This window comes from Saprospiraceae bacterium, from assembly GCA_016717265.1.
Lineage (GTDB): Bacteria > Bacteroidota > Bacteroidia > Chitinophagales > Saprospiraceae > Vicinibacter.
In genome coordinates, this window is the sequence record JADKFX010000001.1 from 2,716,859 (window position 1) to 2,735,880 (window position 19,022).

13 protein-coding genes are annotated in these 19,022 nt (G+C 31.2%); 2 read left to right on the forward strand and 11 right to left on the reverse strand.

All coding sequences use genetic code 11. The annotated features are described in order from the left end of the window. Positions 1–12 precede the first annotated feature (12 nt). Genes IPO86_10645 through IPO86_10675 form a run of 7 tightly spaced genes read right to left on the reverse strand, consistent with a single transcriptional unit; the run spans position 13 to position 7,380 of the window. On the reverse strand, positions 13–1,194 hold the full coding sequence (locus tag IPO86_10645) for a glycosyltransferase (GenBank protein MBK9728566.1): 1,182 nt from the start codon (positions 1,192–1,194) through the stop codon (positions 13–15). A gap of 23 nt (positions 1,195–1,217) precedes the next feature. Further along, positions 1,218–2,150 carry an aspartate carbamoyltransferase catalytic subunit gene (locus tag IPO86_10650; protein ID MBK9728567.1) on the reverse strand — a complete coding sequence of 311 codons (933 nt, stop codon included), beginning with the start codon at positions 2,148–2,150 and terminating at the stop codon, positions 1,218–1,220. A gap of 15 nt (positions 2,151–2,165) precedes the next feature. Next, positions 2,166–2,720, reverse strand: a complete 555-nt coding sequence (pyrR, locus tag IPO86_10655; GenBank protein MBK9728568.1) for a bifunctional pyr operon transcriptional regulator/uracil phosphoribosyltransferase PyrR — start codon at positions 2,718–2,720, stop codon at positions 2,166–2,168. Then, on the reverse strand, positions 2,717–4,402 hold the full coding sequence (locus IPO86_10660; GenBank protein MBK9728569.1) for a glutamine--tRNA ligase/YqeY domain fusion protein: 1,686 nt from the start codon (positions 4,400–4,402) through the stop codon (positions 2,717–2,719). Before IPO86_10660 ends, pyrR begins: the two co-directional genes overlap by 4 nt. Positions 4,403–4,412: 10 nt before the next feature. Continuing rightward, a complete protein-coding gene (locus IPO86_10665) occupies positions 4,413–6,245 on the reverse strand; it encodes an arginine--tRNA ligase (protein MBK9728570.1) in 1,833 nt (610 codons plus the stop codon). A gap of 20 nt (positions 6,246–6,265) precedes the next feature. Further along, the gene (locus tag IPO86_10670) at positions 6,266–6,805 is read right to left on the reverse strand and encodes an RsmD family RNA methyltransferase (protein MBK9728571.1); all 540 of its coding nucleotides are present in this window, start codon (positions 6,803–6,805) and stop codon (positions 6,266–6,268) included. Then, a complete protein-coding gene (locus IPO86_10675) occupies positions 6,802–7,380 on the reverse strand; it encodes a DUF3822 family protein (protein ID MBK9728572.1) in 579 nt (192 codons plus the stop codon). Before IPO86_10675 ends, IPO86_10670 begins: the two co-directional genes overlap by 4 nt. A gap of 92 nt (positions 7,381–7,472) precedes the next feature. Between IPO86_10675 and tsaD the strand changes: the two genes are divergently transcribed. Beyond that, the gene (gene tsaD, locus IPO86_10680; protein MBK9728573.1) at positions 7,473–8,477 is read left to right on the forward strand and encodes a tRNA (adenosine(37)-N6)-threonylcarbamoyltransferase complex transferase subunit TsaD; all 1,005 of its coding nucleotides are present in this window, start codon (positions 7,473–7,475) and stop codon (positions 8,475–8,477) included. Here tsaD and IPO86_10685 read toward each other — a convergent pair. From IPO86_10685 to folP, 3 genes are all read right to left on the reverse strand, one after another. Continuing rightward, the gene (locus IPO86_10685; protein MBK9728574.1) at positions 8,470–10,875 is read right to left on the reverse strand and encodes a Smr/MutS family protein; all 2,406 of its coding nucleotides are present in this window, start codon (positions 10,873–10,875) and stop codon (positions 8,470–8,472) included. The two genes, tsaD and IPO86_10685, sit on opposite strands and share 8 nt — an antisense overlap. Before the next feature lie 14 nt (positions 10,876–10,889). Beyond that, positions 10,890–15,542: a translocation/assembly module TamB domain-containing protein gene (locus IPO86_10690; GenBank protein ID MBK9728575.1), complete on the reverse strand. Its 4,653-nt coding sequence runs from the start codon at positions 15,540–15,542 to the stop codon at positions 10,890–10,892. A 98-nt stretch (positions 15,543–15,640) separates the two neighbouring features. Further along, positions 15,641–16,450: a dihydropteroate synthase gene (folP, locus tag IPO86_10695; protein ID MBK9728576.1), complete on the reverse strand. Its 810-nt coding sequence runs from the start codon at positions 16,448–16,450 to the stop codon at positions 15,641–15,643. A 229-nt stretch (positions 16,451–16,679) separates the two neighbouring features. Here folP and IPO86_10700 point away from each other — a divergent pair, with 229 nt between their 5' ends. After that, on the forward strand, positions 16,680–17,975 hold the full coding sequence (locus IPO86_10700) for a peptidoglycan DD-metalloendopeptidase family protein (GenBank protein MBK9728577.1): 1,296 nt from the start codon (positions 16,680–16,682) through the stop codon (positions 17,973–17,975). A gap of 1 nt (position 17,976) precedes the next feature. Here IPO86_10700 and IPO86_10705 read toward each other — a convergent pair whose 3' ends face one another. After that, on the reverse strand, positions 17,977–18,948 hold the full coding sequence (locus IPO86_10705) for a sensor histidine kinase (protein ID MBK9728578.1): 972 nt from the start codon (positions 18,946–18,948) through the stop codon (positions 17,977–17,979). Positions 18,949–19,022 lie beyond the last annotated feature (74 nt).

Consider the following 19,022-nt stretch of genomic DNA (forward strand, 5'->3'; position numbering starts at 1 on the left):
AATAACAATATTTTAACCTACTTTCAAGGTGTTTAAGCAAATGGAATAAATGTGATCTAGGCGATTTCCTATTGCGCCTGTTGAAAATAAAATTTGAGCATCGCGTGATATGGTTTCAGGGTCAAAATTCTTAGTGCCGTTCAGAAGGCTTTCTAAGGAGGCATATAATGCGATACTGTTTCCCTTCTCAATTAGAATTCCATTATTAATGTTTATAACTTCTGCGATCCCTCCTACCCCGGTACTAATGACAGGTGTGCCGCAACACAAAGCTTCGGCAATAACACAAGGCATATTTTCTTTATTGCTAAAAAGCACTAATGCATCCGAACTTTGATACCAATTGGCTAATTCCAAATTTTGCAATTTACCATGATATTTAACAATTTCAGTCAATTGATGCATTTGAATAAACCCTAAAACTAAATCTAAATCCTTCCCATATCCAATTAAATTAAGTTTAAAATTTTTATATTTCAACGATAATAATCTTACAACTTCTAATAGACCCAATAAATTTTTGTGGTCATTTTTAAACTCTGAAACGTGTAAAAAAGAAAAACCTTTTCTTATTAAATGAATTTTATTTGTAAAAATATGGATATCAACAGAATTATAAAGTAAAAAGTAGTTCTTGTTATATAGCCCAAAGGCATGCATTCCAATTTCCAAATCTTTCGAAACAGTAATTACTGCCCGGGCGTTTCTCACAATAAATTTTCGAATCTTATTTTTAAAATTATATTTAGATTTAGTAAACCCCGAAGTATAATATGTAGAGTGCTCGGTGATTAAAAATGGAACACGATAAATGCTACTGAAAACAAATGCAATAATTGAAGATCGAAGTAAAACATGCACATGAATTAATTCTGGCAATCCATACTTTTTTATAGTTGCTTTAATGAGTTTAGAAAGCAGAAAAAAATACAGTAAAAATTTTATAAGCCTGTCAAGAATTAAAATACCTGAAATTTCTTTACGATAATAGGCTAAATATTCAATTCCATTTTTTAATTTGGATTCCTGGATGTAATAAATTTTATTTGAATTTATTTGTTTGCATACTTTCGCAAAAATGACAATTGCAAATTTTGTGTGACTTGCTTCAATATGGCGCTTTACAAAAATACCTTCTAGGTCATCCTCCGCATTGGGATACCATTTTGGCAAATGCAAAATATATTTTCCCATGATTATAGCGCTTGGAATAAAAATTATGCACGATTATTTGCCAATAAATAGAGCACAGCCATCCGGATTGCAACGCCATTTTCTACTTGATCTAAGATGATTGAATATTCAGAATCCGCTGCATCTGTATTTAATTCGACTCCTCTATTGATAGGTCCAGGGTGCATTAGAACAATTTTCTTCTCTAGTTTATCCAGTAGTGCTTTAGCTACCCCAAAAAACTGACTATATTCTCTTGCAGATGGAAAATATTGAAGATCCATCCGTTCCGTTTGAATTCTTAAAACATTTGCAACATCACACCACTCTAAAACAGAATTTATATTGTAATCTACTTCTACACCCAGTTCCTCAATATATTTAGGTATTAATGTGGGTGGACCACAAACTTTAACTTTGGCACCAAGTTTAAGGAGGCAAAGTATATTTGATAATGCCACTCGACTATGCAAAATATCACCTATTAATGCAACTTTTACATTTTTAAGCTTGCCCATGACTTCCAAAATAGAAAAGGCATCCAACAATGCTTGCGTAGGATGCTCATGAGTGCCGTCACCAGCATTTATGATGGTAGCTGGTACTTTCTCTGTTAAAAATTTAGCTGCACCTACAGAAGAATGTCTAAGTACAATAATATCTACTTTCATTGCCAGAATATTCTGGACAGTATCCAACAAAGTTTCTCCTTTTGTTACAGAAGATCCACTGGAAGAAAAATTTATGACATCTGCTGATAATCTTTTTTCTGCCAATTCAAAAGACATTCTGGTTCGAGTAGAATTTTCAAAAAATAGATTTGCAATTGTGATGTCTCTTAAAGACGGTACTTTCTTTATAGGGCGTTGCAATACCTCTTTAAATTGCTTCCCTGTTTCCAGAATTAATTCAATATCAGTTAGCTTAAGATCGCGTATTCCAATCAAATGCCTGGTGCTTAATTTAGGATCAGCCATTATTTATATTTCAATTTAAATTCGCTCTTCTTCATAAAATAAAACCCGATCACTACCCTGCTCTTCAATCCAATCAACTTTTACATAAGAATTATCTAAAGCATCTACTCGGATACCACAATAATCTGCCTGGATAGGTACTTGTCTATTAAAACGTCTGTCTACTAAAACTAATAACTCTGTTTTTGAAGGACGGCCAAAACTTTGAATTTCCTGCAACGCAGCTTGTATTGTTCGTCCAGTATATAGCACATCATCCACCAGAATGACATTCTTAGATTCAATTAAAAAATTAATTTCAGTTGGATATGATTGGTGATTTTTGAAACTAGATTTAAAATCATCCCTTGAAAAAGTAATATCAAGTTTACCAAATTCCAGATGTATATTTTTTGATAAGTCATGGAGTCTGTTAAAAATTCTTTCAGCAAGCAATGCACCTTTATATTGTATGCCAAGAATGCAAGTATTGCTAAAATCATTATAATGCTCAATCAATTGATAACACAAACGATCAATTGCAATGTTCATTTCTTTACTTGTTAAAATAATTTTAGGCTTCTTTTTCATTTTGCCTTTTTTGATTTATCCTGAGTTTTTGCAAAGGAGTCTTTTAAACTTACCGTTCTGTTAAAAATTAATTTTTCAGATGTTGAATCCAGGTCAGGTGTAAAATATGCATTTCTTATAAATTGAAAGTAGCTGCCTATTTTAGCAGTTTTTAGATACGGCTCCACACGTGCATTATAATTAACAACCAACGAATCTGGGTTGATATAGTTTTTAAAATCGGTTTCTTGATTATCAGGATCCGGAACCGTAAAAAGTTTATCATATAATCTTAATTCAGCGTTTATGGATTGCGTTTGTTCCACCCAATGAATGGTAGATTTAACTTTAATTCCAGACTGATCTTGGCCACTTTTTGATGTTGGAAAATAACTACAGTGTAATTCCAAAATATCACCCTTTTCATTTTTAATAAGGTCATTACATTCAATAATATATGCACCTTTTAACCGAACTTTCCCATGCAGGCTTAATCTGAAAAATTTTTCCTCTGGCTGTTCAATAAAATCATCGTGCTCGATAAAAATATTCTTTCCAAAGGGCACTTTTCGGGATCCTGATGCTATATCTTCAGGATTATTTTCTATTTCCAATTGTTCAATTTGGTCCGGATAATTTGTAATAACTAGTTTTAATGGATTTAATACAGCCATGACCCGATTTGCTTTCTTATTTAAATCTTCCCGAATCGCAAACTCCAATAATTCAAGTTCTATTACATTATCTCGACGGGCTACGCCAACTAAAGATGCAAAGTGACGGATAGACTCGGCTGTATATCCTCGTCTTCTCAAAGCACTTAAAGTTGGCATCCTAGGATCGTCCCATCCATTTACATATGAATCTTTTACTAATTGAAGTAATTTACGTTTGCTCATCACAGTATAGCTAAGATTTAGTCTTGCAAACTCTGTTTGTTGTGATGGGAAAATTCCTAATTCTTCAATAAACCAATTATATAAAGGCCGATGATTTTCAAACTCCAATGTGCAAATAGAATGGGTGATCCCCTCTATTGAATCACATTGCCCATGGGCAAAATCATACATTGGATAAATACACCATGTATTCCCTGTTCTATGATGCGGCTTGTATAAAATTCTATATAAAATAGGGTCACGTAAATGCATATTTGGTGCATTCATATCAATTTTTGCTCGAAGTACCTTCTCCCCTTCCATAAACTTGGCATCCTTCATTTTAAAAAACAAATCCAGGTTTTCTTCTATCGTTCGATTTCTAAATGGACTTAAAATACCTGGTTCCATAGGATTCTTTTTCATAGCCGCAATTTCTTCTGAAGTAGAATCGTCGACATAAGCTTTACCTTTTTTGATAAGCTGAACTGCAAATTGAAAAAGCTGATCAAAGTAATCAGATGCATAAAATTCGCGATCATCCCAATTGAAGCCTAACCATTTAATATCATTTTTTATGGAATCTACATATTCAGTATCCTCAGTAACAGGATTCGTATCGTCAAACCTTAAATTTGTTTTACCCTTATATTTTGCAGCCAAACCAAAATTTACACAAATCGATTTAGAATGACCAATATGAAGATAACCATTTGGCTCCGGAGGAAAACGAGTATGGACTCGGCCACCATGTTTGCCATTGCGAATATCTTCTTCGACCAACTCCTCTAAAAAATTCAATTTTTTATGTATATCTTCAGTCATATATATCCATTTACATTCTATCCGGCATTTGGATGCCTAGGCAATCCATGCCATGTTCAAGAACTTTTAAAATATTTTCACTTAACATCAATCTCCATTCTATTAAATTATCAGACTCCGCTTTTAATATCCGAAAATCATGGTAATACTTGTGATAATCTTTTGCTACAAAATATAAATAGTTTGCTAAATGGGAAGGGTCATAAGTCCTAGCTGATTCTTGTAAAATCTTAGGATAGTCCAAAAGTTGTCTTAAAAGATTCTTTTCTGAACGATCGACATAATCAGGTATAACGTTTGAATTCTTACAATTCGCCTTTCGCAATATAGATTTTATACGAACATATGCATTTACTATGTAAGGTCCTGTATGACCTTGCATGTCAACGGATTCCTTTGGATCAAAAATCATTCGCTTTTTTGGAGCTACCTTTAGAATAAAGTATTTTAATGCAGCAAATCCTATTTTTGAAAAAATGACTTCCTGTTCTTCCAAAGGTAATGCAGTAATCTCTCCTCGCTCTTCAGCTGTATGCCTGGCTTCAGAAATCACTTCATGGATTAAATCATCAGCATCTACTACGGTTCCTTCTCTTGATTTCATTTTTCCAGTGGGTAAATCAACCATTCCATAGGAGCAATGATACAGGCCATCAGCATATGGCTCTTTAAGTTTCTTTAAGGTTTCAAATAAAACTTTAAAATGATAATCTTGTTCATCTGCTACGATGTAAATAGTTTTATCGGCTCGATGATTTTGAAAACGCATTCTTGCGGTTCCCAAGTCTTGGGTTATATAAACGGAGGTACCATCACTTCTTAGAATTATTTTCTTATCTAATCCAACATTTTCAAGATCAATCCATACAGAATTATCAGATTCCTTGTAAAGTATATTATTCATTAAGCCATCGTGAACAATATCTTTGCCTAATAAATAGGTTTGTGATTCATAATAATAATGATCAAATGAAATATTTAATAATCGAAATGTTTCCTCGAATCCTTGATACACCCAATTATTCAATTTTTTCCATAATTGGATAACCTCTGGATCATTAGCTTCCCATGAAATTAAAATAGTTCGAGCTTCTTTACCTAATAAGCTATATTGATTAAAGTATTCATTTTTAAACCGTACGAAAAATTCTGATTTACTTTCATCTGGTTTTTTAAGCTTAGAATATACTTCATTAGCAATTTCTGATTGTTGCCATTGCAAATATTCTTCCTTAAATTTAATTTCAAAAAGCACATAATAATCTCCAACAAAATGATCTGGTTTGATATTTGCTATTTCAGGTGTTATACCATTTGAAAATTTTTTCCAGGCTAACATACTTTTGCAAATTGCGATCCCTCGATCATTTACGACCTGGGTGGTTTCAACTTGATGACCTAATGCTTTCAGTATTTTTGAAAGCGACCATCCTAATAAAATATTTCTGATATGCCCTAAATGCAATGGTTTATTTGTATTTGGTGAGCAATATTCTATAAGGTATTTTTGCTGCTTTGAATGGATCTCCAGGGAGAAGTTAAAATCCGAATTAAATAAATTAGCATTATTTGAAATCCAATAAGAATCTGGTAAAGAAAAATTAAAAAATCCCTTAACTACGGAAAAAGATTTTATATAATTTTTAGATATTAAATAATCCCCTAGTTGAGCTCCAAGTATTTCTGGTTTAGTATTTAATTTTTTAAGCCAAGGGAATAAAATAAAAGTGTAGTCATCATCAAATTCAGAAGTACAAAAATTTACAGGGTAATCATTCAGATCACCTGAAATATTAAGAACATTTTGAAAAGTTTCTTTAAATAGAACTGAAAGATTACTCATTTCCTTCGCAAAGGTACGAACTATGGCCGAAAAAAACTGAAAAATGTTTCTCCATAATTTCTTGATTTCCAATAAAATGGATGTTTTTCAAATCGATATTGTGGATTGTGCTCCAATACTAATAAACCATTTTCTTGGATCATGTTTGCCGCTAAAATTTTGTCTGGAATTTGGTCTAAATTCGGTAACGGGTATGGGGGCCCAGCAAAAATGTAATTAAATTTTATTATATTAGTATTTATAAATACCTCATAATCAGCATTTTTTAGGCTAATAAATTCTAAAATGTCGAATTCAATTGCAGTTTTTTTTACGAAATTTAAACAAGGCATAAATTTATCAACATACACTACGTTTTGACATCCTCTCGAAATCATTTCATAACCATGAGCTCCGGTTCCTCCAAATAGATCTAGCATTGCTATTGCTTCGAAGTCAAGCATATTGGAAAGTATATTAAAAAGGCCTTCTCGGGCGATATCTGTAGTTGGACGTGTTGGCCACTTTCCAGCAGGTGGATAAAATGTTCTGCCTTTTAAAAATCCACCGGTTATTCTCATACAGAATATTCCCCCGAGAAATTGAAATTATGCTCAACAGCTACATTCAGAAAATAAATTTTCAAAAGGCGAACAATTTGGGACTCTGTATCAATAGATCCTAGTACGAATATTTTATCGTTGCTATTATTTAGATTAAGCGCTTCAAATACTGATTGTATATGGTATAAAAAGTCTTCCGCCGTTGAGAATTTAAAAACATTACTAAAAATTGGATCTGAAATTCTTTTGACAAAAACAAAAGCATTTTTGTGGTAAATGCTTATATAAACACAACAATTATTTTGACAATTTCCGAACGAAATAATTTGGGATATACACTCAGCTATATGGGAAATTTTATATTTACGCTCCTTTGCAAGGGAATAATCACCGGTCTTCAAAACATAGTTGATAAAATAGGAAGTATCCTTAAGTTCTCTAGTAATTTGTGTTTGATTAGGATATATAGGAATCAGTTCTGATAAAATAGCAGTATTTCGCTCTGATGTTAAGCAATAATTGTTGTCAAAACAAATTCCATTAGGTTCTGCCTCAAAGTTTATGTTAGAAGATATAAATGGTGTGTTATACATGAATTTTTAAATACAAACTGATAAATTGAAGACGCGCATTGATATGCAATATTAGTATTTTTACACCATTCTATCAAATTTCTTATGATTTTATGAAGGATATAATAATTCTTGGAATTGAATCTTCATGCGATGATACCGCAGTATCTGTAATTGTTAATGGTAAAATCAAAAGCAATTTAATAAGCAGTCAATGGATTCATAAAAAATATGGAGGTGTTGTGCCAGAGGCAGCTTCAAGACAGCATGTGGAGTCAATTGTTGAATTGACAGAAACTGCATTATTGGAAGCAGGGATCCTTAAAACTCATTTATCAGCCATTGCAGTCACCCGTGGTCCCGGTCTATTGGGTTCGTTATTGGTTGGTATATCATTTGCCAAAGCACTTACTTTAAGTTTAAAAATACCGTTAATAGAAGTCAATCATTTATATGCACATTTGATGTCGCTGTTTATTGATAACGAGCCGAATTTTCCTATATTGGTTCTTACGGTCTCTGGTGGACATACTCAATTAACACTCATGAGAAGTTTTTTTGATCTAGAAATAATTGGCCAAAGTATTGATGATGCAGCCGGAGAAGCATTTGACAAAACCGGTAAATTATTAGGTCTTGCCTACCCTGCCGGTCCCATTATAGACTCGTTGTCCAAAGCTGGCAAAGCAATATTTAAATTTCCAATTTCAAATGTCGCAGATTTCAATTTCAGTTTTAGTGGTTTGAAAACTGCGGTTCTTTATTTTTTACGGGAACAATTGAATAAAGATTCCGAATTTATTAAGAAAAACCTCTCCGATTTGTGCGCTTCCATTCAAACAACTATTTGTCAAACTTTAATTCAAAAATTAAAATTAGCCGCTGTTAGAACCCAAGTAAAGGCTATTGGAATTGCAGGAGGCGTTTCTGCAAATTCCCAGTTAAGAGAGGAACTGACAATACTTTGTAACTCAAATGACTGGAAACTGTATACAGCAAAATTATCTTATTGTACTGATAATGGAGCTATGATCGCACTGGCAGGGTATTATAAGTTTTTAAATCAGGAATTTGCAGAGGATACGTTTCAGCCTTTAGCTCGTTATCCAATTATTTAAATTGAATAATAGTAAGTCCTTGTCCACCGTTAATCTCTTCAGGATGAGAATAATTTTCGATGAATTTATTTTTTTTCAAAACTTGATGAATTGATTTTCTTAAAGCACCAGAGCCTTTTCCATGCAATATTTTTATTTCTTTAATATTTGCAATGAGTGCCTGATCCATATACTCATCTAGCATTCTAAGAGCGTCCATAGCACTTTGTCCTCTTAAATCCAAGGTACTTACAAAATTGGAAGCCTTATCAATTAACTGCACTTTAATCGAATTTTGAACTGGCTTAATAAGACTTTCTTGAACAAGTACTAATTCACTTTTATCTAAATTAAACGTAAAATGTTCGGTAATCACTTTAGCAGTTTTATCAGATAGTTCTGAAATGACGCCAATCATATTATGTTTTAGTAAACTTACTTTATCCCCAATTTTTAAAATCTGATTACCAAAATCTTTCCGTATTAATTTTGTGTATTCCGTTGAAATGCTTAATAATTCTTCAGAAATAGCATTCACTTTAATTTTATTTTCTTCTGCTAATTGTTTTGCTTTAACTAAATCTAATTTTGTTTTAATTTCATTTACAAGTTCCGTATGTTGATTTCTATTTAGTATACTTTGCTCGTGTTCCAACTGCTTTGTGTCCATTTTTAATTTTAATCTTTTTAATTCATATTGCTTTTGAATACCTTCGTAAGCTTTTATGATTTTATTTAAAGATTCTAATTTTTTTAAATAAGAAGTATTTAAATCAACTAATTGCATTTTCTCTTCTTCCAGTTTGGATATTAAATCTTCCATTTTAACTAAATCCTTACCGGCTCTTTTCTTCGCGTAGTCAATTAAATGTTTAGGAAAATCAAGCTTTAAAGCAATATCCAATGCGTATGAACTTCCTGGTTTTCCAACTTGCAAAATATATTTTGGTTGCATTTTGGATTCATCATACAGCATAGCACCATTGACTAAACCAGCTGTTGAATGTGCAAATGCTTTTAAATTTGCGTAATGTGTTGTGAGCACACCCATAGCATTTTTTTTAATAAGTTCAACCAAAATACTCTCTGCAATAGCACCTCCAATTTTCGGCTCTGTACCGCTTCCAATTTCATCAATTAAAATAAGAGATTTCTCATCAAAATTCTGAAGCAGGCATTTCATATAAGTCATCTTCGCAGAATATGTACTCAAGCCGTCCTCAATAGATTGCAAATCACCGATGTCAACCCAAATATTATTAAAAATGGGAAATACAGACCCCTTTGAAATTGGAATCAGAAATCCTTTTTGCAACATTAATTGCAATAAGCCAACAGTCTTCAAAACTACTGTTTTTCCACCTGCGTTTGGCCCAGAAATTAATAGAATTCGGTTTTTATTATTTAAGAAGAAGTTTAAAGCTTGTGGTGTTTCCCCTTTCTTCAACAAATTAATATATAACAAAGGATGAAATCCATTATTTATAATTAGATTTTGGTCTGAACTTATATGCGGTCGAATAGCATGTATTGAAATTCCAAACCGAGATTTAGCAAGCAAAACGTCAAAGGAAACAAGTAAATTATAGGCTTCTATAAAATCATTATTAAAAGGCTTAATTTTGATTGTCAGTAGCTTTAAAATTTTTGAAATTTCACGTTTTTCTTCTAATTCTAATTCAATTAAATCATTATTTAACTCAACACAAACTTGGGGTTCTATAAAAACTGTTTTTCCACTATCTGATTCATCAACAATAATTCCTGGAGTCTTCCGTTTATGTTCAGCCAACACTCTAAATACAAAACGTCCATTTCTAATAGATTCCTCTCCTTCTGCTAATATTCCTTGGACTCTTGCAAGTTCAAGCTGCTTCTTAAAAGTTGAGTATAATACTTTTTGAAATTTTTTAATCTTATCTCTTAAAATTTGCAACTCAGGGGATGCTTGGTCTCGAATTTCATTTACATCATCAAAAATTTCATTAATTGATTTTAAGACAAAATTTAAATCAGGAAATAAACTAATAAAGTTAATAAGCAAAGCACAAGACTTAAGTTCATCCTTTTTAAGTAATTGTAAAATCTGAAGCACATTAATAGCGAGCTTTCTGATTTTAATAAAGGTGTCTTTTGAAAGTTCAGCATTTTGAATTTCCAGTAGTTGCACATCTTTTTCAATTGAGTGGTACGTGGATAAATTAAAATTTACACTTCTTAAAACGGTACTTAGCTCTTCAATCAATATTAATTCATCAATTGGATTAACATTCAATTCTGAATGTTGTAATTCTAACAATCGACTTCGAGCTTCATCCGAAACAGTATATTCTGAAGCTAATTCCAAAATCTTATTAAATTCCAATAAATATTGAGCCTTTAAGAATAAATTTTTCTTATTGTATTCCTTTTCTTGCATCCTTTTCTTCTAAACTACTTTTTTGCCTGATTTTTTAATTCCTTGTTGAAATCATAAAATGAATCAAACTCTTTCCGATAATTTACACCGGTACCTATTTTATGTTTAACACCTTCAATGGATTCATCACCTCGATAATATATTCTCAATTTAAGTCCTGGTACAGGTGTATTCCATTCAATAACACTTTCTGGATTAAAATAAGAGTTTCCATAAATAGCAGATTTTGATTTATAATTTCCGCCTAAGGTTACAACCCATTGATCGTTCCATAATCGGTGTTTAAGACTAAAAACAACCTCCCCTTCATTAAGTTTTGTACTTTGTTTGGTGTCTCCAATACTGGCATTGTCGAGGTCATAACCTATATTAAAATCCACTCCCGAAATAAAATCAACATCACCAAAAGCATTACTAAGTAAACTTGAAACAAAAAGTGAAAATTGATTTGCAAGCATTTCGCTCATCGTGTTAATAGTTGTTGCACTCAGATTAATACCGCCATCAAAACTATTATTATTCAAAAATGTACGTAAAACTAAAAGACCAAATACTTGCTGATTTAATTGGTCCTGGTTACTCCGTAAAGATTGTATCTTACTGTCGGCAAATCCCTTCAATGTGCCTGTCAATTCAGGTAATTCAATATCAAATTTTATATCAGGTTTTAATAATGAACCGGTTAAAAGCATTATCAATTTAACATTTGTTCGTCTTTTAGCTTCCGTTTTAACTACTTCATCCCCATTTTCAATGTATTCTTGAACGAGCAAATAAGGGGGCGCATAGAGTCCTTCATAAATAGCTTCTAAATTTATATTTGCATTCAAAGGATCTCCGGTCCAAGTTATGGTTCCTCCTCGTTTTATAGTAAATGGCTTATTTACAAAATTATAGAGCGTAAATAAATACTCACCTTTTTCAATTTCATAAGTGCCGTTGACTGTAAAAACGCCATTTCTCAGAGACTTAATTAATAAATTCCCCCTTCCAGATCCTTTCAATATATCTCCAGTCAATTCATCAAATACGATAGCAGTTTCAGCTTCATCGGTCATCGTGATTTGCATATTAAGATTCATTCCTAATATACTGGTGTGAAGTGGAGACTTAACAGTGTCTATAGAGTTTAGTTTGGAATTGAATTTGACAAATTTTGACTCATTTACAACTTGGTCTGATTGAACGGGTATGCTAATTTTAGTACCTCTAAGACTTGTAACGCGCACATTCATATCCAATGCACTCAAAGGCCCGGTAAAATCAACATCCACACTACCAAATCCATAGCCGTAATAAAATAGATTTTCACCTTTTTTCGTATCTAAAATTAGCGCTTTAGGGGCTGTAAGATTCGCCACTACTTCAAAATCATTAAAATGATCATGAATTAATTTTCCATTTAAGCTAATTGGGTTATCAAACTTATCCTTTAATTGTAGGGATTCAAATAGAATTTCATTTTCTTCAAATCGAATGGGTTGTTTGTCAAAATTTATTGGAATGCCTAAGTAATTGATACTAGTCTTGGCTTTCTGAGAAATCAATTTTCCAGTAAGATAAAGTTTATGATCTCGACTATAAAACTTTAGATTTCCGTCACCACCTCCTTCTGTATTGGAAATTGAAGAAATAAAATTTTCCAAAAATTTAAAAGGAAATGCTTTAACGCTTAAGTCTAATCCAAAGTCATAGGCCTTATATTTATAATCTCCTTTACCTAAAGGAATATTAAATGTTCCAGATCCAGAAATTACATGCTCTTGAAATATATTTTCAATTTTTAAATTCCATGGTTTATTTGCATCTGGAACAGAAAATCCCAGGCGAAATGGCCCAAAATTATCTTTGCTAAAATGAAGTTGAAATACTTCTATATTTCCATTTAAACCATCAAACTTCTTTAAATCAGGAATTTCCACCTCAAGTGAAAATAAACCTGAAAAACCAATTGCTTTATTTCTAATAAATTGATTTACAAAGGATATATCAAATCCATCCGTCTTTAATGAAATTCCTTTTTGGTCAATGTCATGAATGCTAATATAATGTGAAGAATCGGTTAACTCCATTTGGCTGATGGAAAAATAATCTCGGCCTTTAATAAATTTATTTTTTTCATTGATCAACCATCTTTGATTATTAAAAAATAGGTCCTTATTTATAAAATTTAAAGAAAACTCCTGATTTTTAAGCGAGCTTTTTAAGTTGGCATTAACAAGTATATTGGTATTTGTTGAATCAAATATTTGAATGCTTGATGTGCCTTCATTGGTTTCAAAATTAGTTGTAAATTTAAAATTTCCAATGACGATCTTCTCTGAAGTTTTAATAAAATCGGTGGTTACAAGAATTTTTAAATCCTTTGAACTTAAAATTGAAAAACTAAATTTACTTGCAAAAAATGATTGAAATTCAAGATCGAATCGATTTGACTTTAGTTCAACGATTTCAGATCTTGTATCAATATTAAAATCAACGTCCATAAACTTAAAAACTACAGGGAAAGCCAAAATTTGACTTAGCTTTTCTCCATCCCTGATAAAAATGTTTCCACTGGCTTTCGTAGCATGGTAACTTTTATTAAATTTCAAATTTAAGGTGTGCTGAATTTCTGGGTACTTAACACATAGAAAACTATAAACATCTTGTGGCAGAGAACTCAAATTATACAATCCACCCAATTGAAAATCAGCAACATCACTTACAAACTTAGCAGCATTTAAGCCATTTATAGAAGAAAGCTCTAGTCGTATTTTTTTGAGTGCAAAAGCTTGATTATGGACTTCTAAACGTGAATTATTAACTTCAATAAATCCATTAAAATCTTTACTAAAATCACCCAAAAACTGACAGCTTAAATCTCCAGCATACGAAATTGTATCAGATGTTAAATTTAATTTAAAAAAGTTTATATGCTGAATTCGAGAATTGATATTTAACGCTATTTGATTTTTATCTCTAATGGCTGTGCCATGCAGATCAAGCTTTATATTTTCATCTGAAATAGAGATATCTCCTTTAAATAAATCTTTATTCAAATTTCCAATTATAGAAATATCTTTATATACATATTTTTTATATTCAAATGAAAAAAGTTGACCATTTACATTTGCAAAAACATTATCTCTTGAAAGCCCTGAGCCGTTTAATATTTGAGTATTTAAATTTATAATACCAAAATCTTGATTATTTATAAGTTTACCAAGATCCAATTGAATCGCTTTAAATATTCCACTATAAGTTGCTGTTTTTTCATTTTTTAATAACCGCACTTTGATATCAGATTGTACAATTCCTAAATCAGTCTTAAATGTTCCGAATGCTACAAAATCATTAAGATAGCCATCAAATTGCCCATTCATGCGAATAGTTCCAAATCTATCATAAGTGTCCGGAATTTTATAGTTTGGAAATAAGCTCCTGATAAAGGAAGCTTGACTTTGCAGCTGAGCTATATTAAGGTTAATTAATTCCTTTCCTTTACTTGTGATGTTTCGCAAATTAACATTTCCATTAAACGTTAAATGATTTCCATAATTTAAATTAATATTTTTAGCTTTAATACTATTTACTTTTCCAGAGATTTCTCCTTTTAAATTTAAAACAACATCTTTCTTTAAATTTACATATTTCTCAATATTAAATTTTGGAAATAATGAAACTAAATCTAAGGGATTAAAGATACCTTCTTCAAGTTTTAAATTGTAATATGAATTCAAATAATCAATTTGATAATTATCGTCGTGACTAAAATCAGCCTGCAGTTCAATTTTTAACTTTGAGATTGGTGTCTCAATAAATAATTGCTCCAATGTTGCCTTGTTTTTATCAAGTCTAAAATTTGTAATCAATGCATTTTTTAAAGAAAAGCCATTAGAACCTTTTGCATTAAAGTGCATAAAGTCTAATTGACTCATGTCACTTGATTGGAAGAAACTCTTTAATGTAAAATTAATATTCTCTAAGTAAAAGTTATCTGTGTTTCCAGAATCTATGGATGTATAGTTTAACGTTGCATTGTTGAAGTTTATAAAATCGACCAATAATCCATAACCCATTGCACAAGTGTCTAAACCTTGTTGATCTTTCGTTGAGGTAATATTGTTATCCTTTGATATTATAATATTAACGGTAGGCCGATCCACTAAAAGTTTTCTAACTTTAAAGTAATTTATATCTGTGTTTATGGAGTCTACTGCTAAATTTAGAGAATTAAAATTTATATTTAACTCCGTATTTGGGATTATAAAACGAATGCTTGATTTGGAAAAAATTAATTTATCAAATTTAAAATTAAACTTGGCACTGGAGATGGAATCTTTAGATTTAAAGTTATTAATAAATTGCTCCAAATTAGTAATGGATTCGTTCTCATATTGAATTATATGAAATACAGAGGAATCAATTTCAAGATTTTGTAATTGTAGGTTCTTATAATACAAAGACCACAAACTCCTGGCAAATCCTATTTCCATATGATTCGTGTAAAATAGTGTATCCGTATGATGATCTCGAATTAAAATAGATCCTGTAAATCCTTTGAATGGGTCAAGATAAAATGAGTTAATTTGAATATCTTGATTGAATTGTTTGTTTACATAATTAAGTAACTTTTCTTTTGCATAATTTTGTACTACACTTGTTTTAAGTAACAGTGCTAACATAAGAAAAGCAATCAAAGCAAAAGCGAATACCCTGAATGTTGTAAAAAGATATTTTAAAGACAACTTATGTAATGATCGTATTTTGGATGGTGGCGTACTCATTTTACAAAGTTGCTTTTGTTTTCTACATTTGGATGTATCATCTTATATATAGATAACATTTGTTTTGTTTCTTTAACATCATGAACTCTTACGATACTACACCCTTTCAAAACAGCATAAAATTCGGCTACTACACTTCCTATCAATGCTGTTTCCGGACTTAAATTCAAATTTTTGTAGATCATTGATTTTCGTGAGATTCCTACCAGTATGGGCTTTGACAAAATTTGAAAACATTCCAGATTTTTTAAAATTAGAAAGTTATCCGTTGTTTTTTTACTAAATCCAAATCCGGGATCAATAATAACCTTATGTAAACCAATACGTTTTAAATGTTCTATAGTTTTACTAAAATATTTGATTAAATCTGTAACGACATCTTGGTAACTTGTATTTTCAGTCGACTGCATTGTTTTTGGAATACCCCTCATGTGCATCGCAATATATATTTTATCTGCATCCTTTACAAGCTCTGGAAGTTTTGGATCAAAAATCCCTCCACTAATATCATTGATAATATCTGCTCCAAATTCAATGGATTCCTGGGCAATTAACGAGTTCATCGTATCAACAGATATCGCTAACCCTTCAAATTCATTTCGAATCGCAGTAAGAAAAGGCATTAGTAGTTGCCTTTCTTGCTGATAATCAGGTATTTCAGTTCCAGGTCTGCTTGTAAAAGCTCCTATATCTAAAATATCCAAACCGTCATTCAACATGGTCTCTACTTTTTTCAAAGCCATATGAATCGTTGTCACAATACTCTCCTTATAAAAACTATCAGGATCCAAATTCAAAATACCCATAATTAGAGGGAATTTGGCCGACTGATTAAAAATTGTATATAACTCCTTATTATTCAATGAAATAAGCTAATATTAGTTGCTTGAAATTACCATAAATATCTTAGAATTTACTTAAAACACAATACTATATATATAAATCATTGATTAACAAAACAATACAATAAGATAAAGTTTTCAAAAAATGATTAGTTTTGCATTCTATTTCAATTAACGAATCAAACTTACAGGAATGACAGGTAAAAGTCCGCTTTATACTATTGCCCAAATAGTTACTCTTGCCATTTTATTAGTTTGCAATGGTTTTATTTTAGATTTTATTTTAAAACTTGAAAATGGCTTTACAATTGATAAAGTATGCAAACTACCAAAAGAATGCCAAACCAAATATGAATCCAGTATATTTGGTTTTGATCCAAGCCAGTTTCACCTTGATATTTCTAAAATTGATAATGGTCAATCTTTATCAGAAATACTAAAATTATACAGTGTACCAAGTGACCGTTCTGAGAAAATATTAAAAGAAATTTCAACAGTAATTGATTTATCAAATATCAGAGCGGGCAATAAATATGGCTTTGTTAGTACTAATTTGTGCCAGTTTCCTGATTATTTCATTTATGAAATTAATGCTTCAAAATATATCACATGTGAACTAAGAGGTGATCATTGTGCTGAGATCAAAACTCGGGCAAGTGAAATTCGTAGGGAACATGCATATGGAATTATTGAGAGTTCATTATGGAATGCTTTAGAAAGTCAGAATTTATCTTTAGATTTAATTGATCAAATGGAAGATGCCTTATCATCTGCGGTAGATTTTCATCATGTACAAAAGGGAAATACATTTAAATTATTATTTGATCGGGTATATATTGAGGGTAAACCTTCTGCTTCCGGTGAGTTAATTGCAGCCTATTTTGATACTGGAATTAAAGAGCATTATTCAATTTCCTATGTTCCAACTAATAAGAAGGGCTTTTATGATATAAATGGCAGCCCAATGGTAAGTCGATTTTTGCAGGCACCGGTTAGATTTTCCAGAATAAGTTCTGGTTTTAATTTAAAACGTTTTCACCCGGTTTTAAAGTACCACAGACCTCATTTAGGTACAGATTACGCAGCACCTTATGGGACTCCAATTATGGCTGTTGGAAATGGCATTGTTGAATCTGCTTCGTATACTGGAGGAAATGGAAACTTTGTTAAAATAAGACATGATAAAACGTTTGCAACACAATACCTTCATATGTCAAAATTTGCTAGAGGTATAAAGAAGGGCGCAGCTGTAAGTCAAGGTCAAACGATTGGATATGTTGGCTCAACAGGTTTAGCAAGTGGTCCACATGTTTGTTTTAGATTTTGGAAAAACGGAGTACAGGTTAATCATCGAAACTTAAGATTCCCATCACCGGATCCGCTTCCATCCAATCAAATTGATAAATATTTCAAACATCGTGATGAAGTTGTTAAAATATTTGATTCAATTCAATTTAATACCGCTTTAAATTCGAACAGAAACTCTTAATTTAGATTGCTTTTTGAAGTGTAAATCCAAAGGTAGTACCATACCCTTCCTTGCTCCGAACATGTAACTTTTGACCATGACTTTCAATAATATGTTTTACAATTGAAAGCCCAAGTCCAGATCCACCTTGATCTCTGGATCTACTTTTATCGACTCTATAAAATCGATCAAAAACATGTTTAATATGTTCTTCTGAAATTCCAATTCCATTATCTGTAACTTCTATTAATACTAATTTATCTAGATCATATAAACTTACTTTAGTATAGCCACTGACTTTGCCATATTTAATTGAATTATTTATTAAATTATTCAAGACAATTTGAATATGCTCTTTATCAGCTTCTACTCTTATACTTTCTTCCGCTCCATTTTTAAATTTCAATTTAATATTTTTTGCAGCTGTTAGACTAGCATTCTCTTCAAAAACCTCTTCAATTAGATTTTTAATATCAAATGTTTGCAGATCCAGAATTTGAGTTCCAGATTCTAATTTATAAACAATATTTAAATCCTCTATAATCGATTGCAATCGGATTGAGTTTTTATAGGCTTTTTCAATAAACGATTTTCTTACCGTTGGGTCATCAATTCCTCCATCCAGTAATGTTTGCAAATAACCTTGTATATTAAAAACAGGTGTTTTTAATTCATGTGAAACATTTCCAATATATTCTTTTCTGTACTTTTCTAAATGAACAGATTGATCCAATTCGGCATTCTTTTTTAAAATCCATCGTTCTACATCCTTTTCTACATTTTGAATAAGTAATGATTCATCTCCTTGTGGATCCTTCTTTAAATTATCATCAAACTTCGTATCACTTATTAATTTATAAATTAATTTTACACGTCTAAACAGAAATTGATTAATTGAAAAATAAATAATTATATAAGATAAAATAAGAAGGATCCAAAAATATAGAAAAGCATAAACAAATTTATTATTAAGTATTCCAAGGACTATAAACAATCCATAAATAATTGCAAATGCTAAAGAAATGCTTAGGCTTAATAAAAATGAAAATCTTTTTACAGAAATATTTT